This is a genomic window from Archangium violaceum (genome assembly GCF_016859125.1).
In the GTDB taxonomy this organism is placed as follows: domain Bacteria; phylum Myxococcota; class Myxococcia; order Myxococcales; family Myxococcaceae; genus Archangium; species Archangium violaceum_A.
In genome coordinates, this window is sequence record NZ_CP069338.1 from 10,451,183 (window position 1) to 10,474,967 (window position 23,785).

The 23,785-nt window shown below is 67.1% G+C and carries 19 protein-coding genes; 11 read left to right on the plus strand and 8 right to left on the minus strand.

Annotated elements, in window-relative coordinates; genetic code table 11:
- The first annotated feature begins 17 nt into the window (after window positions 1-17).
- From tssC to JQX13_RS44140, 11 genes are all read left to right on the plus strand, one after another.
- A complete protein-coding gene (tssC, locus tag JQX13_RS44090) occupies window positions 18-1,511 on the plus strand; it encodes a type VI secretion system contractile sheath large subunit (RefSeq protein ID WP_203405402.1) in 1,494 nt (497 codons plus the stop codon).
- Window positions 1,512-1,546: 35 nt separating this feature from the next.
- Window positions 1,547-2,131 carry a hypothetical protein gene (locus JQX13_RS44095; protein ID WP_203405403.1) on the plus strand — a complete coding sequence of 195 codons (585 nt, stop codon included), beginning with the start codon at window positions 1,547-1,549 and terminating at the stop codon, window positions 2,129-2,131.
- A 37-nt stretch (window positions 2,132-2,168) separates the two neighbouring features.
- Entirely contained in the window at window positions 2,169-3,422 is a 1,254-nt protein-coding gene (gene tssK, locus JQX13_RS44100; RefSeq protein ID WP_203405404.1) for a type VI secretion system baseplate subunit TssK, read from the plus strand.
- On the plus strand, window positions 3,423-3,809 hold the full coding sequence (locus tag JQX13_RS44105) for a GPW/gp25 family protein (RefSeq protein ID WP_203405405.1): 387 nt from the start codon (window positions 3,423-3,425) through the stop codon (window positions 3,807-3,809). It abuts the gene before it with no gap.
- A gap of 1 nt (window position 3,810) precedes the next feature.
- Complete coding sequence (locus JQX13_RS44110; RefSeq protein ID WP_203405406.1) at window positions 3,811-5,457, plus strand: hypothetical protein; 1,647 nt, start codon at window positions 3,811-3,813, stop codon at window positions 5,455-5,457.
- A 61-nt stretch (window positions 5,458-5,518) separates the two neighbouring features.
- Window positions 5,519-6,115, plus strand: coding sequence for a hypothetical protein (locus JQX13_RS44115; RefSeq protein ID WP_203405407.1), 597 nt, complete (start codon window positions 5,519-5,521; stop codon window positions 6,113-6,115).
- A gap of 10 nt (window positions 6,116-6,125) precedes the next feature.
- Window positions 6,126-7,772, plus strand: a complete 1,647-nt coding sequence (locus JQX13_RS44120; RefSeq protein ID WP_239014220.1) for a type VI secretion system baseplate subunit TssF — start codon at window positions 6,126-6,128, stop codon at window positions 7,770-7,772.
- Window positions 7,769-8,413, plus strand: a complete 645-nt coding sequence (locus JQX13_RS44125; RefSeq protein ID WP_203405409.1) for a DotU family type IV/VI secretion system protein — start codon at window positions 7,769-7,771, stop codon at window positions 8,411-8,413. The genes JQX13_RS44120 and JQX13_RS44125 overlap by 4 nt, the downstream gene beginning before the upstream one ends.
- Window positions 8,414-8,618: 205 nt before the next feature.
- Window positions 8,619-8,873: a hypothetical protein gene (locus tag JQX13_RS44130; RefSeq protein WP_203405410.1), complete on the plus strand. Its 255-nt coding sequence runs from the start codon at window positions 8,619-8,621 to the stop codon at window positions 8,871-8,873.
- Between the two features lie 3 nt (window positions 8,874-8,876).
- The gene (locus JQX13_RS44135; RefSeq protein WP_239014221.1) at window positions 8,877-12,665 is read left to right on the plus strand and encodes a type VI secretion IcmF C-terminal domain-containing protein; all 3,789 of its coding nucleotides are present in this window, start codon (window positions 8,877-8,879) and stop codon (window positions 12,663-12,665) included.
- Complete coding sequence (locus tag JQX13_RS44140) at window positions 12,662-13,174, plus strand: hypothetical protein (protein WP_203405411.1); 513 nt, start codon at window positions 12,662-12,664, stop codon at window positions 13,172-13,174. The genes JQX13_RS44135 and JQX13_RS44140 overlap by 4 nt, the downstream gene beginning before the upstream one ends.
- Window positions 13,175-13,193: 19 nt before the next feature.
- Here the strand turns inward: JQX13_RS44140 and JQX13_RS44145 are convergent, their stop codons facing one another.
- The 8 genes from JQX13_RS44145 to JQX13_RS44180 form a co-directional block, all read right to left on the minus strand.
- Window positions 13,194-13,586 (minus strand): DUSAM domain-containing protein, encoded by a 393-nt coding sequence (locus JQX13_RS44145; RefSeq protein ID WP_203405412.1) that lies wholly within the window; start codon window positions 13,584-13,586, stop codon window positions 13,194-13,196.
- A gap of 545 nt (window positions 13,587-14,131) precedes the next feature.
- Complete coding sequence (locus JQX13_RS44150) at window positions 14,132-16,012, minus strand: hypothetical protein (protein ID WP_203405413.1); 1,881 nt, start codon at window positions 16,010-16,012, stop codon at window positions 14,132-14,134.
- 4 nt (window positions 16,013-16,016) lie between these two features.
- Window positions 16,017-16,241: a hypothetical protein gene (locus JQX13_RS44155; protein WP_203405414.1), complete on the minus strand. Its 225-nt coding sequence runs from the start codon at window positions 16,239-16,241 to the stop codon at window positions 16,017-16,019.
- 28 nt (window positions 16,242-16,269) lie between these two features.
- The gene (locus JQX13_RS44160) at window positions 16,270-18,201 is read right to left on the minus strand and encodes a hypothetical protein (RefSeq protein WP_203405415.1); all 1,932 of its coding nucleotides are present in this window, start codon (window positions 18,199-18,201) and stop codon (window positions 16,270-16,272) included.
- A 16-nt stretch (window positions 18,202-18,217) separates the two neighbouring features.
- The gene (locus tag JQX13_RS44165) at window positions 18,218-20,059 is read right to left on the minus strand and encodes a lipase family protein (protein ID WP_203405416.1); all 1,842 of its coding nucleotides are present in this window, start codon (window positions 20,057-20,059) and stop codon (window positions 18,218-18,220) included.
- Between the two features lie 347 nt (window positions 20,060-20,406).
- Window positions 20,407-22,617: a D-alanine--D-alanine ligase family protein gene (locus JQX13_RS44170; protein ID WP_203405417.1), complete on the minus strand. Its 2,211-nt coding sequence runs from the start codon at window positions 22,615-22,617 to the stop codon at window positions 20,407-20,409.
- Complete coding sequence (locus tag JQX13_RS44175) at window positions 22,602-23,234, minus strand: RDD family protein (protein WP_239014222.1); 633 nt, start codon at window positions 23,232-23,234, stop codon at window positions 22,602-22,604. The genes JQX13_RS44170 and JQX13_RS44175 overlap by 16 nt, the downstream gene beginning before the upstream one ends.
- A complete protein-coding gene (locus JQX13_RS44180) occupies window positions 23,231-23,779 on the minus strand; it encodes a hypothetical protein (RefSeq protein ID WP_203405418.1) in 549 nt (182 codons plus the stop codon). The genes JQX13_RS44175 and JQX13_RS44180 overlap by 4 nt, the downstream gene beginning before the upstream one ends.
- Between the last annotated feature and the right edge of the window lie 6 nt (window positions 23,780-23,785).

Here is a 23,785-nt window from a genome sequence, read left to right on the forward strand (position 1 = left end):
CGAGGAGCCATCCTTTCATGGCTGAAAAAGACTATCTGATCGAGTTGTTCAAGAACCGGAGCTACGAGGCGCCGCCCGCCGCTCCGCAACCGCTGATCGAGAAGAACCTGGTGCCCGCCCCGCTGGACGAGTCGGCGGTGCCCGGTGAGAGCCGCTTCCTCTCCTCGCTGGCGGCCCTGCTCTACAACGTCGAGCCCATCAAGGACGACGAGGGCAAGGTCCGCTTCGACAAGGGCGAGGTGATGAAGGCCGTCAAGCGCGTCGATGAGCTCATCGAGGCGCAGATGAACGAGATCCTCCACAACGAGAAGTTCCAGCAGATGGAGTCCGCCTGGCGCGGGCTGGAGGATCTGGTCCAGCACACCAACTTCCAGGCGAACATCACCATCGAGCTGCTGGACGTGTCCAAGCAGGAGCTGGGCGAGGACTTCGAGAAGAACTCGAGCAGCATCTTCTCCAGCGCCCTCTTCGACAAGGTCTACATCCAGGAGTACGACCAGTACGGCGGCCGTCCCTACGGCGCGATGATCGGTCTGTATGAGTTCGCGGCCACCAAGGCGGACCTCACCTGGCTGGAGCGCATGAGCTGGGTGGCCAACGCGGCGCACTGCCCCTTCGTCGCCTCGGCCACCCACAAGTTCTTCGACTGTGAGAGCGTCCAGCAACTCGAGACGCTCAAGAACCTGGATGGCGTGCTCTCCCACCCGCGCTATAGCAAGTGGGCCGAGCTGCGCGACTCCGAGTCGGGCGCCTATATCGGTCTCACGCTTCCGCGCTTCGTGCTGCGCCTGCCGTGGAACCCCGTCACCAACCCGTGTGACGTGCTCAACTTCACCGAGGAGGCCTCGGGCGATCCCCAGAAGTACCTGTGGGGCAACTCCGCCATCCTCTTCGCCCGCAACCTGGTGAAGGCCTTCGAGCAGTCCGGCTGGTGCCAGTCCATCCGCGGCCCCAAGGGCGGCGGACAGATCAAGGGCCTGCCGGTGGACACCTTCACCCTGCGCGGCCAGAAGATGATCCAGCCGCCGCTGGAGATGACCATCCCGGACTACCGCGAGTTCGAGTTCGCCCGGAATGGCTTCATCCCGCTCGTCTACCGGAAGAACGAGGCCGAGGCGTCCTTCTTCAGCACCCAGTCCATCAAGCGATCCAAGCGCTTCAAGGATCCGAAGGACTCGGAGAACTCGCAGCTCGTCACCAACCTGGCCTACACGTTCTCCATCACCCGCATCGCGCACTACATCAAGTGCATCATGCGCGACAACATCGGCAGCACCGCGGACGAGGGTTACATCCAGCGGCAGATCGACGCGTGGCTCGGCGGGTACGTGACCACGGTGGTCAACCCGGATGACCTGACGCTGCGCCGCTTCCCCTTCAAGGCCACCAACGTCGCGGTGGCGCGCCGCGCCGGGGAGATCGGCTGGTACGACTGCAAGGTCGCCGTGCTTCCCCATATCCAGTTCGAAGGCCTCAACGTGGAGCTGATGCTCGAGTCCCGGCTCGGCTAGGCCCTCCCCCAACCGTTTTGGAATAGGAGCAAGACATGCCCCAGTTCTCGCGCGCCCTGGATGTCTACCAGGGCTTCAACTTCAAGAAGGACAAGCAGTCCCCCGTGGGTTACATCCTGTCGATCAAGATCGGCGACAAGACCCTGACGGCCGACCAGGAGACCATCAAGAACCCCGAGGAGCCGGACAAGGCGATCGCGGAGAAGGTGGTGGCAGTGCTCAACCACTACCTGTGGGAGACGGGCGCCACGGACGCCATCTACATGTCCGGTCAGGTGTCCACCGCGAACAAGCAGATGCTCGCGGAGATGCTGCTGGGCACCTGGTCCAGCATCGACGTGGAGTTCAAGTACGTCGTCTACGAGTACGATCCGCTCGCCAAGAAGTACTTCAAGTCCAACTTCGTGGACGCGGCGGTCAAGGGCCTGCTGGAGAAGAACGGGGACGATCTGAACCTGGCGATCGCGGACAACCCGTCCACCGAGGTGCAGTCGCCGAAGAACTACACCTTCCAGATCGGCATCAAGCCCCAGACGCTCGAGCAGACGGTGAACGTGGCGGTCGCCTCGGGCAAGAACATCGTCAAGCAGTGGGGCGTCACGGAGACCGCGGCGGGTTAGCCGCGCGCGGCCCCTCTTCCAACGGATGAACCGAGCCATGCAGCCTCACAAGCTCGCGCGGGTCCGCTGGCAGGTGGGCCAGACGCTGCTTCCCGAGCATTTCCGTACCCAGGACGGCGCCCTGTCGGAGGAGGCCCGGCTGTATGCCGAGCTGTCCGGCCTCCCTCTGCGGGGCGTCGCCGCCCTGGATTTGAACGAGGTGCTGCTCGGCGAGGGCACCTTCAGCATTTCCTCACTGACCGCGGTGATGCCGGGCGGCTTCCTGGTGGAGGTCCCCGGCAACGCCACGGTGTCGCCCCTGTCGCTGGAAGACACCGGCCGCTCCGAGGTCACCCTCTTCCTCCACCTCCTGGCGGAGACGAGCGGCAGCGAGGGCATCCCGCTCTACACGGAGGATCCGCCCACCGTCCACCGCACCCTCCACACGCTGCTGCTCTCCACCGAGCACGCGGTGGATGGCGCCGTGTCCACGCTGGAGCTGGCCTCGCTCTCCAAGGACACCGAGGGCCAGTGGCACCTGTCCGCGGAGAACGTGCCCCCGCTGCTGCTGGTGGGCCCCAACCCCTTCCTGGAGCCGGTGCTCGCGGACCTGGACAGTCTGCTCGAGCAGGCCCAGGGCCAGCTGCGCACGCGCCTGCAGGACAGCTACCTGCGAAGTGATCGGCTCACCACCGCCCGCCGCGCGTTGTGCGAGGTGCGCCGGCTGCAGGCCCTGCGGGCCGACATGCGGCATCACGTCTACCCGCACCCGTACAAGTTCCTCGACGCGCTGCGCGGGCTCTACTTCGAGGCGTGCTGCTACCTGGAGGCCGAGCCCGACGAGAACCTCCCCACCTACCATCACGAGGATCTCGGCCCGGCCCTGCGCCGGTGGATGGAGCTACTCAACCGGAGCTTCCGCCCCGAGGCCACGCGCCTCACCCACCGCGCCTTCACCAGCCGCGATGGCCGCTTCATCCTGTCGCCATTGCCCAAGGAGACTCCTCCGCCCAACGACTTCTATCTGCTGGTGCAGCGCAAGGATCCGAGCAGGCCGCTGCCGCTGGAGGGCGTGAAGCTGGCCAGCCCGCTGCGCCTGCCGGTGGTGCGCCGCCTGGCGCTCAAGGGCATCAGCTACCGCCACGTGCCCCACCCCGCCTTCCCCCACGCCTTCGGCCCGGAGATCGACTGGTACCAGCTCACCGCCACGGGCGAGGAGTGGCAGTACGCCCTGCGCGAGGACGGCCTGGCCTTCTTCGTCACCCCCGCGCTCGACGGCACCCAGATCTCCCTCTTCTGGCGGAGGCAGTGAATGGCGCGTCAGGCCTTCCTGGACAAGTTCGGCAACAACCGCCGTGACGGCACGCGCGACGAGCTGGTGCAGGTGCTACGCAACCTGGAGGCCGTGCTCAACACGCAGCAGGGCTACGGCTTCTTCAGGCGGGACTTCGGGCTCGGGGAGTACATGGAGAAGCGCGGCACCCGCGCGCTCGTGCAGACGCTCACCTCGGAGATCCAGAGCGAGATCGAAACCAACGAGCCACGCCTGAAGGACGTGGAGGTGACGCTCGAGGGCCGCGACGCCACGCTGTGGCTGCACTTCAAGCTGACCGCCACGCTGGGCGGCCAACCCGTCGAGCTGCGGCTCTTCTTCGACACCGTGAGCAGCCGGGTCCGCGTCCAGAAGAAGGAAGAGTGACATGGCGGGACCCTTCCAGGAGCGGCTGGTCGTCTCACTCACCGTGACGATCGGCGGCACGGCGCACGCCATCCCTCCCGGCAACATCAAGTCCTTCTCGCTGGAGCTGCGCGGCTGGGGCCACGAGGGCCACGTCGAGTTCATCATCGCCGACAACCAGGGGCTCGGTGGGCAGCAGCAGGACACGCTCCTGGCCGACTTCCTGAAGCCGGATCTGGCCGAGGTGTCGCTCGAGTTGAAGTCCCTCCACACCGACCTTCCGGCGAAGCCGACCCCCACCTCGCTGACGGTGAAGGGCCTGGTACACGACAAGACGCTCACCGAGCTCCGGGCCACGCCCGCGCAGGGAGATCCGATCCTCTACCGCCGCTATGGCGTCTCCTTCCGCGACGCCGCGCGCCTGCTCTGGTCGCAGCACTTCCCCTGCGTCCTCTACACGCAGAAGTCCTTCAAGGACGTGCTCGACGCGCACAAGGGAGACAAGATCTCCCTCACGTACGACTGGAGCGCCGTGCTGGACACCACCTGCCCGATGATCTTCCTCGGGTTGGATCCGGAGAAGGCGTCCAGCTTCTACGATCTCCTGCTCTGGTACGTGGACGGCCACAACGGCGTGCTCGCCTATGACTACTCGACGCAGGGGTACGAGCTCTCCGCCACCAAGGACGGCACGGGCACGCCGCTGGAGCTGAAGCCCCAGGAGGTGGCCTCGCTGGAGGTCCGCTTCCCCGAGGTCATCCGCCACGACATGGCGGTGCTCAACGCCGTCGCCGAGGGCCCCCAGAACCAGGCCATCACCCAGACGAGCGCCGTCTCCGGTATCCGCCAGGACGTGCTGCTGCGCACCGCCATCGCGGACGAGGTGCAGGCGCGGGTGGACCTGGAGACGGCGCGGCTGAAGGTGCGCGGGCTGGAGCTGGAGCTGGAGTGGAACCGCTTCCCCGCGATCGCCTTCACCCCGGGCACGTTGGTGAAGCTGCCTTCCACCGCGGGGTGGAACGCCGCCGGAGTGCCCGCGAGCGAGACCTTCCGCGTCCGCCACATGCTCCTGCGGGGAGATGCCCTCCAGCCCGGTCCCGACGCGGAGCGCGACCAGCCAGACGCCGGCTTCCACTTCCAGATGCGCACCCGGCTGGAGCGCAAGGACGAGACCTGGGTCGAGCTGCCCGAGTACATCCCACCGCCCTACCCCCGCTACGTGGAGGGGCTCATCGTCAGCGAGGTGGGCGAGGACGCGGACGAGACGTGGCAGGCCTACACCGACGAGGCCACGTCGCTGGACGGCTACAAGGTGAAGATCCCTCTCTGGGAGGATCAGATCATCACCGCCCCCTTCAACCCCAACCTGCTGCCGGGCCACTACTACTTCCCGGCCTACAAGGGCGAGAAGGTGCTGGTGGGGCTCGACTTCCAGCGTGCGTGGATCAAACGCTTCCTCGACTGGCGCACCGGCGCCCGCATGCCCCAGGACGGCCAGGGCGTGCACCTGCTGATGGGCAAGACGACGCAGAGCAACACGTCGATGAAGCACTACTACGACGACGCCAGACCCGTGTTCCTGCTCAAGCGCACGAACGACAAGGACACCGGGACGCTCCGCATCCAGGAGGGCAACCTGTTCCTCCAGGTGAAGGAAGACGAGGGCTGAGAGCGGGAAACTTGCCGCTCCCCCGGGTGCGGGGTCTCATGCGCCACGAGGGCGAGCGTCCATGGCCAAGCTGGTCTGCACCATCGAGATGGACAAGACGAATGGCATCACCGTGAAGGTAGAGGACCCTCAGGGTCAGATCACCCAGGTGATGACCATGGACAGCCAGAGCATCACCATCAAGATGCAGAACCAGTCCAACACGAGCACCATCGTCCAGAAGGCCGACAGCATCACCGTCACCGTCCAGGACTTCACCGTCAACGCCGACACCATCACGCTGACGTCGACGAAGGACTCGAAGTGGACGAGCCAGCAGAAGCTGACGCTGGAGAGCACGCAGGACATGACCCTCACCTCCAGCGCGAAGCTCACCCAGAGCGCCACCCAGGACGCGAAGCTCTCCTCCACCGCCAACGTGAACGTGGAGGCCACCAGCAACATCACGCTCAAGGGCATGCAGGCCACCCTCCAGGCCACCGCGGGCGAGGCGAAGGTGGACGGCGTGATGCTCAAGCTGAACGGTCAGGCCCAGGCCGAGATGGCCGCTCCCCTGGCCACGGTGTCCGCCCAGGGCAAGCTCAGCCTCGAGTCCACGGGCCTCGCGGACCTCAAGGGCACCATGACCAACGTCGGCGGTATCGTGAAGCTCGGGTGAGGGACCGGTGATGGACTCCACGGACCAGCTCTACCAGGACTTCCTCACGGAGATGGACTCGCTCGAGCGCTTCCGCCAGCGCTACCAGCGCAACCATCCCTCCGTCCCCATCGACCGGGATGATCCGGACGTGCGCCGGCTCATGGAGTCGATGGCCTTCTTCTCGGTGCAGACGCGGCAGGCCACGCTGCACAACCTGCGCTCCACCTGGCTGCGCCTCTTCTCCAGCTTCTTCGACTTCCTGCTGGAGCCGCTCCCCGCCGCGGCGATGGTGCAGGCGGTGCCCACGGAGAAGATGGTCGAGGCGGTGGTGCTCCCCCGCGGCACCGAGCTGCGGCTGACGCCCACCGATGGCGTGGCCGGCTCCTTCCGCCTCCAGCGCGACCTCCACATCCTGCCCATCTTCCTGGAGGACTCGAGTGTGGTGCGGCTGGCCAATGGCGGCCACCGCCTCATCCTGCGCTTCGCCTCGGCCCACCCTCGCAAGGATCCGGTGGGCCTGTTCAGCCTCCACGTCCGCCACCTGGACGACTACCGCTCCTCCCTGGCCGTGTACCACGCGCTGAGCAAGCACCTGGAGCAGGTGTCGGTGGTCTACGATCAGACGGCCGACGAGCGCACCGTCGGCACCCGTTGCGAGCACACCTTCGGCCGCGACCGGCCCGCCCCCGAGGATGGCACCGAGTACGCGCACCCCGTGCAGCGCGTGCGCGCCTTCTTCCAGATGCCCGAGCAGGGGCTCTTCCTCCACGTGCAGGTGGCCCCCACCCGCCAGGCCTGGACGCGCTTCTCCCTCTGCCTGGATTTGAAGAAGGAGTGGACGGTGGGCCGCTCGCCCCACCCGGACATCCTCCATCCCTGCGTCGTGCCGGTGGTGAACCTCAAGGCCGAGCCCGCGCAGCCCCTCACCGTCGACGGCACCCGCTCCGAGTTCCCCATCCTCGGGCTGAGCGCCGGGCGCGACTTCCGCCTGCAGTCGGTGACCGGCGTCTATCAACTCACCCAGACGGGGCGAGAGCCCCTGCGTCCGGCCTACCTCCCGGGAGACGGACCGAGCTACGAGATCGACGAGGAGCTCGCCGAGGATCTCAGCCCGCGCCAACGCCTGCTGGTGCGCATGCCGGAGGCCTTCGACGAGCCGCGCAAGGTGCTGGTGGAGGCGCTCTGGTACCAGCCACGCTTCGCCTCGCAGGCCAGCGGTCGCATCGAGGTGAGCACGCCGAGCCGTCACGTGGAGGGCCTGCGCTGGCAGATGGTGGGCGGTCTCCAGCCCCACCGGGACAGCCCGCTGCGCAACGACGTGGCGGCCCTCACCCAGGTGCTGTCCTGGAAGGTCAAGTCGACGCTCGAGCGCAACGAGCTCATCGCCCTGCTCTCCTACCTCGGCACGCCCGTGGAGGGCCCGTTCCGCGCCATCATCCCGTGGATCCGCAAGACGAAGGTGTCCGTCCTTCCGGATGGCGCGCTGCGCGGCACGGGCCTGCGGCACCTGTACGAAATGCAGCTCGAGCCCTTCGACTCCAGCGCCGAGCCCCTGGTGGTCTGCCTCCTCGAGCAGGTGAAGGAACTGCTCGATGCCTGGAATGGCGAGGCGACAGTGGAGCTCAGGCCGTCCATGGCGGGCGGTGGCCCCATCTCCCCGCGGGTCTCCCCATGAAGCTCGAACACTGGCAGATCCTCTTCAAGGCCTACCGTCAGGTGATCACCCTGCTCGACCAGTGGCTGCCGACCGAGTCGGCCCGGGGCAAGGAGCGCGCGATGGCGCACGTGGGCCGCGTGGGGTTGAACCAACTCCAGCAGCAGCTCCTGGAGACGGTGTTGTCCCTTCAGTCCGGGCTGGGCACCGTCTACGACGCCGAGGAGATCGACGAGGCGGTCCGCCCCTTCATCTACCTGGTGGATGAAATGGTGCTCCGGCGGCTCTCCGAGGACGAGCAACCGGACTGGCCGCTGTTGCAGTACCAGTGCTTCGGCGAGGACTCGGGAGGAGACCTCTTCTACGATCTCGCCGACCGGAAGCTGCACCGGCCGGGGCCCTCGACGATCGTCTTCGAGATGCTCCACTTCTGCCTGGCCGCCGGGTTCGTCGGCCGCTACGTGGGCAACGTGGCCAGGCTGCGCGAGTACAAGGAAAAGCTCGCGGCCTGCATCCCCAAGCCGGAGACCCTGGCGGCGCCCCCGCCTCCCCCTTCCTCAGAGCCTCCCCTCCTCTACGAGTTCCCCCTCCGTTATTACATCGGGACCGCGATTCTCGTCGTGGCGGTACCGGTGGGACTGTGGTTGCTCTCTCGCTACTGAGGGAGGGCGGGCGCCCGTCATGGGATGAAGGGCCGGTTTCTTCATCCCGGCCATCCCGGTGGTACTCTGACGGACGTTCAACAAAGGCGAGGGGATGAAGGAGCCGACCGTTACCGCTGAAGACGGCCGCGCTCCCCGGGTCACGCAAGCGAACCGGGGGGGAGCGGGTTCACGCCGCACCCGTCCGGCGGGTGCCGCCGCGCCCGTGACGGCCGCGACGCTGTTCGCGCGTCTGGAGAAGCGGATCGACTCCGAGCTCGGCTCACTGCGCGCGGGCGTGGAGCCGCTCCTGGGCGAGGTGCGTCAGGCCCTCGAGGCGCTCTACCCCGGACCGGAGGGAACCCTCCTGCCACCCAAGGAGCAGCAGGCGCGGCGCGAGAAGCTGGCCGGGACCCTGGACCAGCTGGAGGACATCCTCGAGGCCCTCCAGCTCGCCGCGCGGACTCGAAGGGGGGCGTGACGCGTGGAGACGCTCGGCAAGGTCTGGGCCGTGGTGAGTCCCCACCTGGTATGGGTGCTGCTGGTGCTGCTCGTCGTGGGCCTCGGCGTGGCGCTCTTCTGGTGGTGGCGCAAGCGGCGGATGAGCGCCCCGGCCGTCGGCGAGCCCAGGCCCATGCAGGCCAACCAGCTGTTGAAGATCCGCGAGCGCTTCCTCAACGGGCTGCCGTGGCTCAACCGCGCCGCCATCCGGGATCTGCCCCACGTGGTGGTGCTCGGGCCCGCGGGCTGCGGCAAGACGAAGCTCATCGGGCTCGACGTGGACTGGGAGCGGCAGGCCCGCCAGTTCCTCCCCAGCTACACCAGTGATCCGCTGCTGCAGATCTACCTCGGCCCGGACAGCGTGGTGCAGGAGCTCTCCGCGCCGCTGCTCGAGGACGACTCGCCCCAGGCCCGCACGGCCCTGCGGCGGCTGTGGAAGTCCAGCTTCAGCCGCCAGCAGCGCGGCGTGACCATCATCGCGCTCGACGTGCGCTGGCTCGCGGACACCGCGCCCGACGAGGTGCGGCGCACCGCCCAGCTGCTGCGCGGAAAGCTCAACCTCATCTCCGAGATGAGCCGGGGCCCGGTGGAGGCGCGCGTCTGCCTGACGAACATGGACGCGCTGGAGGGCTACTCCGACTTCGCGCAGCTCCTGCACAAGCACGGGGTGCCGCTCTCCTTCGAGATCCCCAGGCGCGGCGAGGAGGGGAAGCTGGCCACGCTCCTGGAGGCGCAGGAGCAATACCTCGCCCTGGGGCTGACCTCGCTCCCGGTGGACGCCTTCGAGCGCCTGGAGCGCTTCTACTCCACGGGAGGCCGCTCCTTCTCGGCGCTCGCCCGCTTCGTCACCGCGCTGCTGGAGGGAAACACCCTCTCCTTCAAGCCCAGCCTCTCGCGGGTGTACCTCTCCTCCCCCTCTCCCGAGGCTCGTGCGAGTGGGGTGCTCTCCGTCACCACCGAGGAGACCAGCTCCCAGGCCCTGCGCGCACGCTACCTGAGGACCCACCTGCGGCGCTGCGCGTTGATCGCCGCCGTGTGCACCCTGCCCGTGGTGGCCGCGTACGGCCATTACTACCTGCTGCTGAAAGAGACGCAGCAGCTGATGAAGAGCTTCCAGCAGACGGCCGAACGGCTGCACGATCAGAAGCTGGAGAGTGTCGGCACCCTGGTCGAGGAGAAGGTGGACAAGGCGGGCGAGTCGCTCGACGAGCTGTGGCACGCCGAGCGCTACTGGCCGCCGCTGAAGAAGAGCTTCCCCAAGCAGAAGAACGAGCTGCGCCAGCAGCTGGCCACGGCCATCCGCGAAGCGCACATCCGGCCCGCCCTCGCTCGCTGCCATGAGAAGCTCGATGAGTGTCGCCCGGAGCAGGTGGTCTATCTGCTGGCGGTGCTCCATTCCTCGGAAAAGCAGGAGCTCGGCAAGTTCATCCTCTCCGGGCTCCGCAACCGGCACAAGTGGCGGTGGAACTCGGATGACGAGGAGGAGCTGTCGACCAGTTCCAGCCACGATTCGCGGCCCACCTGGGTGAAGTCCCTCAAGCTGAACGAGGCCATTGTCGGCGACTACGTCGAAACCAGCGATAGCCCCTGGGAAACGCCGCCCTCGGGTGCGAACTGGGCCCGCTGGCCCTTCAAGGATGAGCTGACACGCGAAAATCAGCTCAAGCCCTGGCAGCTCCATCTCGAGCGCCTATCCAATCTCCTGCAGGGCAACCGCGTGCAGGAACTGCTGAACGCCGGGCCCCAGGCCCTGACCGAGGAGCTGAACACGCTGAGCGAGGAGCGCGCCAGGCTACAGGCCTGGCTCGACGACAGCGTTCTGTTCGCGGATCTGCCCCGCGTGCTGGATCTGCTCAACGACTCCCGGGCCGGCGCAAACGTGGGTCAGTTCGCGGGCATCAAGTCCACCATCCGGACCCTCGACTGGCTGAACGACGAAGAGAACCGCGAGCAGCTCTCGTCGGTGCTGCGCATGGAGCAGGAGGCGTTCGACGGCTTCAAGGCGGTGGAGAGGATGACCGCGGCCGAGCTGCTCACCCGGGACGGGCTGTGGGAGCCGCGCGGTGGCAGTGGCCCCTTCAAGGTCACCGTGCTCCAGGAGTCGTTCACGTTCCGCCCCCGGGAGCACTCGCTCGAGCTGTTGCGCATGCTCATCCGCCATTACGAGACGACCGGCCGCATGCCCTTCCGTGGCGTGGGCCCGCACACCTCCAGCCTGTCCCTGTATGGCGCGGTGGCGGACGCCTCGGGGAACCACCTGCCGGAGGCTACGGGTGCCGAGGCGGGTGACGCCTCGGATGTCCTCTCCGTGCTGGACCGGCTGCAGTTCGACACGAAGATCAAGCCGCTGGTGGACGAGTTCACCCAGCGGCTGAAGAACGCGCAACTCTCGCCGGAGGAGGCCGCGGCCCGCCAGGAGTACGTGCGCAGGCGGATGGACCAGTTCTCCCAGGCCTACCGCGAGGGCCTCTTCATGAGCGTGCGCGACTACCGCTTCTTCGCGGCCTCCCGCACCACGCTGACCAAGGAGCTGTCGGAGCTCACCCAGCCCTCCTCCAAGCTGGTGGACATGCTGCGCGACGTGGCCAACCGGGCCAACCTGGAGCCGCTGGACGGGCCCTATTACGAGCCGCTGCGCAATGCCGTGGCGCCCTTCAAGCCCGTCATCCAGCTGATGGTGCAGGACAAGAACGGCAACTACACCGCCATGGATCCCTACCGGGCGCTGGTGGCGCAGTTGCATGACGAACTCAACGCCGTGACAAAGGCCGGCGGCGACAAGGGCAAGGCGGCCAAGGGAAGCAAGCCCTCCGCGGACAAGGCCGCCGCGGGCGAGGAAGCCTCGGACGACAGCGAGGCCGACGGCCCCGCCCAGCTCACGGACATGCTCACGCCGCTGGGGCAGGTGGGGCTCTCGATGATGCTGGAGGAAGAGGGCTCGTACCTGCGCAAGGTGGACGCCTGGCTGGACCAGCAGGGCCTCATCGGCGAGCTGCGGGAGCCCTTCCGCCTGCCCTTCCTGGCGGCGAAGGAACTGGGACGCGCGGAGCTGGAGCGGGTGCTGGCCCGGCAGTGGAACGAGGCGGCCTCTCGCATGCTCCTGCCGCTGCTCGAGCGCTACCCGTTCAACCCGAACGCGACCGAGGAGGTGGACCCCGCCGATCTGGAGATGTTGCGCCGCAAGGACGGCGACTTCTGGCAGCTCGTGGAGCGGGTGTTCTCGCCGGTGTGCGTGGAGCGCGGCACGGAGTGGGCGCTGCGCAGTCCGCTGCGAGGGGGCAGGCTGGTGCTGCCGTCGCGGGTGCTGCCCACGCTCAGCCGGCTGGCGAAGATGTCGAAGACGCTGTGGGACGACAAGGGGCAGCCCCGGCCGTTGATGCTGCAGATGATGCCGCTGCCCCTGCCCGCTCCGCCGGATCCCGGGAGCTTCGTCACCATGGCGTCGCTCAAGTGCGGGAAGACGGCCGCGTTCGGCTACAACCAGAGCCCCGCCTGGCAGGAGTTCCCGGTGGAGTGGTGGGACCAGCAGACGGCCTCGCTCGTGCTGGAGGTGCGCTCGCCCAAGCGCGAGGCCAAGCAGTACCACTGGCTGGAGAAGGCCCGCTCGTCCTGGAGCTGCTTCCGCCTGCTGGAGTCCTCCACCCTCACCACCGATCAGCACCGGATGTGGCGTCTGAACAACCGCGGCGACGAGGCCTCCAAGCGCGTGCTGGAGATCAGCTTCGGCGTGAAAGGTGAGCCCTGGGCACCGTTCCGAGAGGTGCCGAGATGAACCGCACGCGCCTTGGGCCCGCTCCGCTGGTGGCGCTCGCCGCGCTGCTGCTGGGCGGATGCCTGCCCGGCCACGTCACCTTGAGCATCAAGTCCCCGCCCGGCACCAACCACGGGCGCCCGCTCTACATGATCGTCCGCACGGTGGATCCCAAGCAGTACTCCACCGAGTCGTACAACGACGTGGCCGCCAAGGTCATCTCCCCGGACGAGTCGGTGCTGCAGGCGGATGTCATCTATCCCGGCACCTTCCAGAACATCAAGGTGAAGGTGCCCAAGGCGGCGTCGGTGGCGGTCTCCTTCCTCTTCACCGCTCCGAATGGCTCATGGCAGATGTTGCTCAATGAGCCGCTGCCATCCTCGGTCGACATCGAGCTGATGGAAGGCCGCATCCAGACGGACATGTCGCCAGGACTCCCCTCCGGAGCCGAGGCCAAACCGCCCGAGGCGCCCAAGATGGAAGCGCCGAAGGTGGAGGCCCCGAAGGCGCCCGGAGCCGACAAGAAATAGCGGAACGTCCGCGAAGTCTTCAGAACGAAAGCCTGTTTAGCTTCTCTATTTCCTTCACGGCTACATCCCGATACAGCGGCACAACCTCTACGGCGAGGACGTCGCGCATTTGTTGGCGTGCGCCGTCAAAATCCCCTCTGTCTCGAAACTGGTACATCCGGTGGAGTGCATCGATGAGCCGGTTTGAGCCTTCGGTAATGCGACGCCGAATCTCATGAAGTAGAGCAGTGCCACTCTCCACACTGGCGAGGGCGGATTCCGCGTCGCTCTCGGGGATGGCCACCGTCGGGGCCGTGCGTTTGAGTAGATCGCGCACGTCATTGGTCAGTTCCAGAGGCTCCCCTCGCCGAACCCGGTTGTCCAGCACCCGTATCTCGTGCCAGTCGCCCTCTTCCTCTTCTACTGTCTCCATGCATCGCCTCTCCTTCAATCAACTGCGGGGCCTACACTTGCGGATTGGCCATTCGTGCTGTCCTTCACAATATCGGAGGCAGTCGTCACATTTGCCGGTCCATCCGTTGTTCTTGCAGCTGACGTAGGCCTTGATGCATCGCTGCTTCCACTCCGGTAGATCTTTGTTGTTGGCGAATTCGTCCTCCTCAACCATCGGCATTATCGGCATTGGCACGAATTCATCAACCATCACTCCAGCCTCTACCGCCTCCTCTATGTCCGCAGCAGTGGCACCGCATGCTCCCACTGGGTCGTTATGGGTGCTTTTGGATGCAACAGGTCATGGTGTTGTTTCCGCAGTCGCTCAGACCCACAGCCACCGTACCAGCCAAGCAACCCGATGCGAGCACGCCCCACAACACAGCCGCTCCAAGGCACAGATCAATATTCATACTTTCCACCAATCTAAAATCAGACGAGTTGGCCAGGGACGTCAGAGAGCGACAGGGCGTGACGGTCCGGCCCTGCACACCCGTTCGAGTAGGTCGGCCCTCCTTCCATTCCTCAGGCCAGCGCACGTACCTGGGCGTTCAGGGCCTCCAGCTCCGCCGAGATCCGCGCGCGAGCCGCCTCCAGCGGCTGCGAGGTGGCTGTTCCCGCATCCACCTGGGTCTCCAGCGAGTCGAGCGGCGCGAGGAGCTCCGTTCGGGCCGAGCTGACGCGGCCGGATAGCTGCTCCATCTGCGTCGCCGTCGCGTCCTCCACCCCACTGGCCCTCTGTTGGAAGCCGCTCAGCGTCGCCTCCACCCGGCCGGCCAGCTCCTCCTCGAGCTGCGCCTTGCCCTGCCTCGCCGTGTCGAGCCCGGTGCCCACCGACGAGCGGGTCGCGTCGAGCCCGGAGCGCATCTGCTCCTGGGAGGAGGCAATCTGGCTCTCGGCGGAGCTCCGGGCCGCGTTCAGGGGCTCGATGGATGTCTGGAGCCCCCCATCGAGGCTCCCCTGGAGCGTCCCGAGCTGCTGCTGGACCTGGGACTTCAGCGTCTCCACCTGGGAGGCCACCTGCTCCTTCAGGGTCCCCACCTGGCCTACTGCCTGATCTCGAGCAGTGCCAATCTGTTGCACCACGCTGGCCACCACCTGATCCACCTGTGTCATGGCCTGCTCGATGGCGCTCTGGATGGACTGGGTCAACGTGTCGATCTGCTGGAGGAGCTGCTGCTGCATGGTCTGGACCTGCCCCACGGCCTGGGCCTGGACGTTCTCCACCTGCGCCAGGATCTGGTCCTGCACCGTCGTCATCTGCTGGGCCACCTGACTGGAGATTGTCTGGAGCTGGGTGGTGATCCGCGTGACGACCTGGCCGATCGCCTGGATGGCTGGATTCACCAGCGGCTTGGGCAAAGCCGAGGCGGGAATGGCATCCAGCAGATCGGTGGCCCGGGCGAGCAGGGCCTGAAGTGTGCCAACCAGGGTCTGGAACAAGGATTGGAGGGCACTGAGCTGCGCCGGCAGCGCCTCCAGGAGGGCCAGGAGTTGCTCCTTGAGCGCATCGATCTGAGCCAGGAGGGTGTCGAGCGTGGCGAAGGTCGCATCCAGGGTCTGCTGGAGGGGCGTCTGGATGGCGGCGATGCTGGCGAGCGCCCCCTGTACGAGCGAGTCGAGGCCATTGCCCACCTGGGTGATGAGCGTGTCGATCTGCTCCTGGACCTGATCGATCAACGACTCCACCACCTGGATCTGCCCGCCCAGGGACTCCACCTGCCCGGACAGCGTCCCCTGCAAGGTGTCGAGCGCCTGGGAAGCCTGCGCCTTCGCGCTGTCGAGCGACCCGGCCACCTCGGTCTCCAGCGAGTCGAGGAGCTCGGTGGTCGTCTGGGCCACGCCCTGGACCTGGGAGCGCAGCGGTGCGAGCCCCGCTCGGAGCTGCTCCACCCGTTGCTTCACCTCGGCCTTCAGCGACGTCCCCGCGGATTGGATCTCCTCCTGGAGGGACCGCAAGGTCTCGGATGGCGTGGCGACCGTGGCATCCACGGCCTGGGAGAGTTCGGAGGTCCTCGCGCCAGCGCTCTCTCGCGCCGAGGTGATCTGTCCGAGCAGGGATTGCGTGGAGGCAGAGAGTTGAGCGGCCGTGTCCTTCAACTCCTGCTCCAGCCGCGCCCGCGTCCGCGCGATGAGCGCCCTCCCCTGCGCCCGGCGGCGGTCATCGAGCCCGGCGGCGAGCACCTCGCACTTCTGCCCGAGCTCCTGCTTCAGCGCCTCGAGCTCCGCCTGGGCGGACTGCTCCTGCTCGTGGGCCTTGCCCTCCAGCGCCTCGCAACGGGCCGAGACCTCGGAGTCGAGCTCCTCGAGGGGACCCCGCACGCGGCCGGCGGACGCCCCGAGTTGCTGCTCGAGGATGCCCACCTCGGAGGCCGTCTCGTCGAATCTGGCCCACAGCGCCTTCATCGGCTCAGGGCTCCAGCTCCGCCAGCTCGGCGTCGAGCGCGTCGATCTGGGACGAGAGCTCCGAGACGGCCGACTCGGCCTCGGGGCGGAGGCTGGCGATGGCGTCCACCACCCCGCTGACGAGCGACTCGAGCTCGGCCCGGGTGCTCCCGACGCGAGCACCCACGGAGCCGCCAAAGGACTCCAGCTCCCCTCGGAGGTCCGTCACCTGGGCACGCAACTCCTGCATGGACTTCCTCCCTACCCCAGCCGGGGCATCAGCGCAGCTTTCCGAGCGCCACCTTGGCCTCCGCCGCCGCGCTCGAGAGCGGGGCCGCCTTACCCGACATCCCCGAGAGCGCCCCGGAGAGCGCGGCCTTGGCGGCGGACACCTTGGCCTTCACCTCGGCCCGAGCGGACTCGAGCGCGGCCACGGTCTCCGTGGTGGCGGCCTCGATGCGGCCCTTCACGTTCGCCACCGCGCCCTGGTAGGCGGTCGTGGTCTCGCCGATGGCACCGCCCACGCCCAGGGCGAGATCTCCCTTGGCCGCCTCGACCTGGGGCGTCACGTCATAGGTGGAGCTGGCGGGCGCGACGCCCTGCTTCTCCTCGACCTTGATGAGAAGGTTGCCCTCGCTGATGCGAACGGTCTGAGTGTCCCCGGCCGAGACGCGCTGGAGGTTCCACACCGGGTTGGCTTCCTGGTAGTCGTGGGTGATCGCCGTCTGGCTCGTCTTGTTCTTCCCGAGCAACATCTGATCGCCCTGCCCGTCCTGAGGCAGGCGTACGGTCTCGCCCCAGTCGAGGAAGCGGTGCAGCTCGGCGCGATCGAAGTGGAGGGCCAGCAGCACGCGCTCGTTCTTGTAGGGCGGGAAGTAGAAGTGCCCCGAGAAGAAGTGCGGCTGCGCGGGCACGCTCACCGTCTTGTTCCACAGCGGCACCGTCACCCGGTAGTTGGAGACGGAGGTCTTGTCGTCCTCGACGACGAACCAGGACCGGTCCGTCTCCTGTCCCCCGGGGCTGTGGACCTTCCCCTCGACGTAGAGGGGATAGCGCGGCGCGCGGTACGCGGGAAGCGTGGGCACCGGGTCGGTCTTCTGCTCGAGCAGGGCGGACATCTCCAGCGAGTAGCCGGCATCGGGAGACTGCTGCTCGTCGTAGGGGCCCTGTCGAAGAGCGCGGAGCTCCAGATCCAGCGCGAGCACCCGGAGGTCCTCACCGGTGCCCCTCAGGTCGGGGAGCCAGTGGAAGCCCTGGAGGCGCAGGAGCGCACCGGGGTGCACGGCCACCGTGGGGAACTGCTGGAAGGTCACCTGGAGCCGCCGCTGCCGGAGCTTCAGCCGGCTCTTCTCGAGCGTCTGACGTTGCTCGGCCTCGGAGGCGATGGGGGTGCGCAGGAGCACGTCGTGGGAGATGCCCTGCGCGGCCTGGTCCTGCGCCAGCGCCACCGCGGTGGGCCCGTTGGCGAGCGCGTTGAGCACACGGGCGCCGTGGCGGATGGGAGCGGGGAGCTGGACCTGGACATCCATGCGCTCGACTTCGCGGCTGTCGAGCACGGCCGCGCGTCCCGAGGAAGACTTGCTATCGGATAGGACGTACTGGTCCTGCTGGCTGTCGTAGGTCCACACGCCGTTGCGCGTGTGCACGAACCAGAGGACGAAGTCGTAGAAGCTGGTGCGCCGGTCGTCCGAGCCCAGGGCGAGACAGAGCAGCGGCTGCTCGGCCTGGAGCACGTCCCAGTCATAGGAGAGGGTCAGCGGCCCCTTGTGCGCGTCGAGCAGGTCCACGAGCTTCTTCTGGGTGTGCAGCTCGGTGGGGCGGTGCTGGCGCCAGAGCACCTGGGCGGGATCGGCGAACTCGAGCGAGTAGAGACGGAAGGCGCGCTCCTCTCCCTCGTGCGGCCCGTGGGAGAGCCCGGCGAGGCTCCGGGCCCGGACGAGCCCCTGGACGACGAGCGGGCCGGGAGGAGTGACCTCGGTGGGGTACACGCCGGCCACGGAGAGCCGGACCTGGATGAGGTCGTTCTTCTTGAAGGCGACGAAGAGGGGCGCGTCGGCCTTCTCCAGCGCGGTCCAGAAGGACACCGAGGCGGTGAAGCCATGATTCGCGAGCCGCACGGCGAAGTGCTTCACCTGGCCGCCGGGAATGGAGAAGGACTCACCCCCGATGGTGAGCGAGAACTCGAGCTTCAGCTTCTCCTGGAAGGCCATGACTCAGGCGCTCTCACTATTCCGTCTTGTTCTCGTCCTTCCCGGCACGAGCCGCGAACTCCAACTCCTTCTTGCTGGCCTTGAAGGCGAGCCGCGACATCACTGTCCTGCTCAGCCAGTAATAGTGGCGCAGGAAGTCCGCGGATTTCCACGCTGTGTTGCGGTTGTACTCGACGATCTTATCAGACGGGTGATACGGCCCTCCGTAGATCATCAACCAGACCAGGTTCGGGGTCCCATGCCCCAGCAGCAGGTCATCGAATTTCGAGGGGATGATACCGTGCTGCCCGAAGCGGGCGGTCCGGTACGGGACCGCCACCTTCGTCCCAAATGGCGTCTCCTCTCCGCCCCAGGGCACTTTGTCCTTCGGATCCTCAATCATGTACACGTTCTTGGCGGACTCCCCAAGACCGGCATGAAGCGCCAGGACGGAGAACGTCTCCTCATCCAGCCCTGGCGCGCTGAACGCGACACACTTCGTCTGATCCCTGCCCAGGCTGTGCGCCAGCGTATAGAAGCGAAGGGCCAGCGCACCGCCCTGGCTATGCCCTGTCACGATCGTCTTGCTGTCAAGCTTCCAGCCGTTGTTCTTGAGCATCTCCAGGATGATGTCCCGCACCGCTTCGAATCCCTGTCTGCTGATGCCCTTCGGGTCCGCGTTGCCCAGGGCTCCCGTCGTCACGTCATGCGCCTTCCAGGAGTCGTCCATCTGCGGGTAGGACGTGGTTCCGGTGAAGCTGACGATGAAGTGATCCTCTCCCTTGACGTTGCGCCCCTTCCAGATCGTCACCTTGACGGAGGGGTGCCACTCCAGACCCATCCGAGTGAAGGTCTCGAAGCTCTCCTCGGAAATCTGCTGGGTGAAGGTCCCCACCACCTCGTAGGTGTTCGGGAGGGGTCCCCAGCTCCCGTTCGCATCCGTCTCGAAGACCGTGGGCCGGCATGGGATTTTGGTGCCCACCTCGAGCGGCATGTAGCCCAGGAGCATGGCGATGCCCTGATAGAAGGCCAGCTCGGACTTGAGCTCGGGCATGATCTTCGTGCGGACATGCTCGACGTACTTCGCCTTGACCTTGGGATTCGTGCTGCTCTTGGCGACCCCCATCATCTGGAACGTCTGCTGCATCAATTCGAAGCCATCGGTCACACCCGGAAGGTCGGGAAAGGGCCCCAGGAAATCGAGGCGCTCCACCGCTTCCGCCAGCAACCTCGCGCTGGCCTCGAGATGGCGCTGGGAAAGGCTCGAGGCCTTGAGGATCTTCTCCATTACCCGCTCCGACCAGTCGAGTACCCCCAGAGGAGCGGAGAGGCCATCCTGGAGGATGAGATCGAGCTCGATGGCCGAGTCCGGGAGGATGGAGCGTGCATCGACATCCAGGAGGGCGTGCTTGATCGCCTTCGCATTGCCCAGCGAGTTCGCCCAGCGGATGGCCCGGGTGCTGAGGTCTTGCGTGATGTCATTCACGGCATTCACGCCGAGCAGCAGGTCCGCGATCCTCTCGACCGCGAGACTCTTGGCGACCGTCTTCCGAGAGCCCGTCGAAGAAGTGACAGTGTCGTACGAGCCCAGCCGCACATGCTGCACCCCCTGCTCGTCCTCCAGGCCCTGGTAGTTCCCGGGCGGAAAGGCGAAGACGATGTCGTCTTCCTCGAGCTCCTGCTTCTTGGAAGGCACGAGGGTGCGGGTCTTCTCGTTCCACTTCCCATGGATGAAGGTCTGCTTCTTCGTGACGACCCCATACTCATGCGGAGTCGCGACCTTCACGCTCTTGAGCAGGGTGAGGAGCTTGTTCAGCTTCTCATGCTGCTCTTGCAGGTCCACATGGGGCAGATGATCGAGCGATGTCTGGGTGCTCACCCACCTGACCTGTTGGTAGACAGTCTGCAACGTCTTCCGTTTGAGGTTCAGACTCCAAAGAAAGAGCGGAGTGGTGGTGGTGAGCTTTTTCATGTGCAGGAGCGAGACCCGTGGGCTCGCACCGAACGAGCTGGAAGGTGCGAACGTGGACGGGTCCACAGTACAATCCGCGGTTGCTGTCGGCAAAAACAGCGCCGGAGGACTCATCGGCGCCGCGTTCCACGGCCTGCTCGATCCATCCCGCTGACGCCCGGTGGCTGGAAACGACGAAGCCCGGCACACGGGGCGAACTCCACCCACGTACCGGGCCGTGACGACGCGACGCCCCGAGGGGCACCCGCCGGTCCTCAGTGAGACTTCATCTCCATGCTGACGCGGGCGGGCGCATCCCCGGACGAGGATGAACCAGAGCCGGACGAGCCGCCGGTGGAGACGGACGCGGCCTTGTCCTCGGCCATGGCGGCCTTCTCCAGGGCGGCCTTCTCCAGGGCCAGCTTCATCAGGGCGCTCTCGTCGGCGGCGCGACGGGCCTCGCGCTCCTTGTAGCGGCGGATGGCGGGCGCCATGATCTCCCCGATGAGGCCCCGGTAGTCCATGCCGGCGCCCTGGGCGATGAGCACCAGGTCGCTCCAGCCCGGCGTGAGGCCCGGCAGCGGGTTGCACTCGATGAAGTAGATGCGGCCCTTGTCGTCCATGCGGAAGTCGATGCGCGCCACGTCGCGGCACCCCAGCGCCATGAACGAGTTGCGCGCCGCCGCCCTCAGCTTCTCCAGCAGCGCGGGCTCGAGCTTCGCCGGCGCGTCGTAGCGGATGCGATCCGTCCAATCCAGCTTGTGCTCGAAGCTGTAGATGGGCGTCTTCTCCGTCTTGTCCAGGAAGACGATCTCCATGGGCGGCAGCACGCGCGGGCGGCGCTCGCCGAGCAGGCCCACGGTGAACTCACGCCCGCCGATGTACTCCTCGATGAGCGCGGGCTGCTGGTACTTGGTGACGATCTCCTTCACCACCTCGCGCAGCTCGGCCTCGTTGTGGCAGACGCTCTTGCTCACCACGCCCTTGGAGGAGCCCTCGGCCACCGGCTTCACCATGAGCGGGAAGCTGGTGAAGTCCTTGTTGAGCCGCTCCTTGCCCGTGTGCATGAGCTGGAAGTTGGGCGTATGGATGCCGGCCTGGCGGACGATCTTCTTGGCCAGTGCCTTGTCCAGCGCGATGGAGAGCGTGGCCGGATCGCTTCCCGTGTACGGAATGTCCAGCAGCTCCAGCATGGCCGGCACCTGGCTCTCGCGGTTGCGGCCCTTGAAGCCCTCGGCGATGTTGAAGACGATGTCCAGCGGCGTGCTGGCCAGCACGCTGGGCAGCTCCGCCGTGGCCTCCAGGTCCACCACCTCGTGGCCCCACGAGGCAATCGCCTCGCGGATGGCCTGCAGCGTGGTGGGCGAGTCGTACTCGGCCTCGCTGTCCTCCACGGAAGCGCCTTCCGCCACGGGCTTCACGCGCTTGACGTTGTAGGTGAAGCCCACGCGCAGCGGGCCCGACTTGCGCGTCGGCTTGCCCTGGCGCTTGCCGTCCTTGATCTTGTAGCGCCGCGCCGCGCTCTGGATGATGGCGTTGACGACGCCGTCCAGGTGCATGCCCTCCAGGGCCGCGGCGGCGTAGATGCCCGCGCCCGGCTCCAGGCTGGGCAGCGCGTTGAGCTCCAGGAAGTACGGCACGCCCGCGTCGCTCAGCCGGAAGTCGATGCGCCCCAGATCCCGGCAGTCGAGCACCTGGAGGATCTTCATCGACATGTTGCGCATCTCCTCGGCCACCTTCACGGGAAGGTTGGCCGGGGCGCTCACCTTCACGGCGCTCTCCCGCTTCGTCTTCAGCTCGTAGTCGTAGATGGCGTACTTGCGCCCGGCGACGGCGGCCGGGTCGATGTCGTACTCCACCGGACTGAGCACGCCGTCATGGTCGTTCTGCACCGCCGCCAGGTAGGGGACGGTGATGTCCTTGCCGTTGATGAACTCCTCGACGAGGACGCCGGCCGGGTAGCGCGACAGCGCCTGCGTCACCTTCTCGCGGGCCTGCTCGACCGTCTCGGCCACCGACTCCTGGGTGATGCCCTTGGAGGAGCCCTCGAAGTTGGGCTTGATGATGACGGGGAAGCGCAGATCCTCGACCTTGAGCTCGTTGAGCTTCTCGACGAACTGCCAGCCGGGGGTGCGGATGCCGTGCTTGGAGAGGACGAGCTTGGTGAGCTGCTTGTCCAGCGTCACCGCCAGCGCGTACGCGTCCGAGCCGGTGTACGCGAAGCCGAGCTCCTCGAAGAGCGCCGGGTAGAAGGCCTCGCGGAAGCGGCCGCGGCGGCCCTCGGCGATGTTGAAGATGAGGTCCGGGCTGTAGGCCTCGAGCCGGGCGACGGTGCGGGAAGCCGGGCCGCTCACCTCGAAGCGCTCCAGACGGTGGCCGAGCCGCTCGATGGCGGCCGCCAGCGTGTTCACCGTCTCCTGGGTATCGAACTCCGCCTCGTCTTCCGAGTCGGACAACCTGAGGTTGTAGGTCAGCGCGATGCGCAAGGCTTTCCCCTTCTGGACTTCTTGAACGTGCGGCACCGGCGGACCCGGGCCGCGGACAAAAACCGGCCTGGGACGCGAGCGGGCGCCACGGGCGTGCGTGCAGCAACCGTTGCTCCGGCGACGACCTTCCCGTCCACCACCTGCGTCTGGGCCCAGGTATCACCGAGCCGCCAACCAAGCGGATCCCTCACCACGCGCAGGGCCTCGATGCCCCCAATGACCACCAGACCCGCCAGACCGGCCACCAGGCCGAGGGGCGGAGGCATCATCCCCAGCAGGACGATGAGCGCCAGGGGTGCGTTGCGCAGGGTGCTGTCGCGGTGGCGCGCGGCCGACTGCGTGGGCAGGTGCATCACCTTCACGCCGAAGATGCGCTTGCCCACGCTCTGGCCCTGGAGCATGCCATCGGCCAGCAGCAGGAAGAGCAGCGCCACCACGCCGCCCGCGGCGCCGCACACCACGTGGAGTCCCCACGCCACGGCGACGTCCACGATGCGCGCGCCCAGCCTCATCCACAGCGAGGCCTTGGGATAGGGCGAGCCGAGCTCCTCCCCATCGTGCACCACGCGAAGGCCGGGACGGCGGGGGGCGGAGTAGACCGGATGCGAGGCGCTCACTCTTCGGGCTCCAGGATGAGACCCCTCTCGGGGCGCTCGGGCTCGTCCAGGCCCGCGAGCTGCGCGAGCCGCTCATGGGCGCTCACCGTGCCCGGGGGCCGCTGGTAGGTATACGAGGAAGTGACGGCGGCATTGCCGGTGAAGTCCGGCGAGGACACCAGCGCGGCCGTGGGCGAGCCCGTCTCGGACATCTCCCGCAGCCGGCCGCGCGCGGCCTCCACGTCATGGGTGGCCGGCTCGCCCTCGCGCGTGAAGAAGACGAAGGCCATGGCCGGACGCTTGGAGGACTCGCGCATGGCGAACTGCACGCCGTCCAACGTCCAACCCTTGGAGCTCCACTCATTCACGGTGCGCTCGAGCGTCCCTTCGTCGACGGTGGACAGCTCGACGACCTTGTACTGGAGCGGGCCCGCGGGACGAGGCGCGGCGGCGGGCACGGCGGTGCGGGCGGCACCCGGACGCTTGCCAGCGCGCAGCGGGCGCCGGGTCGCGGTCGGGGGAGCCGCCTTTCGATTGGGGGGCCGTTTCTTCTTGCGGGTGGCCATGGCCGA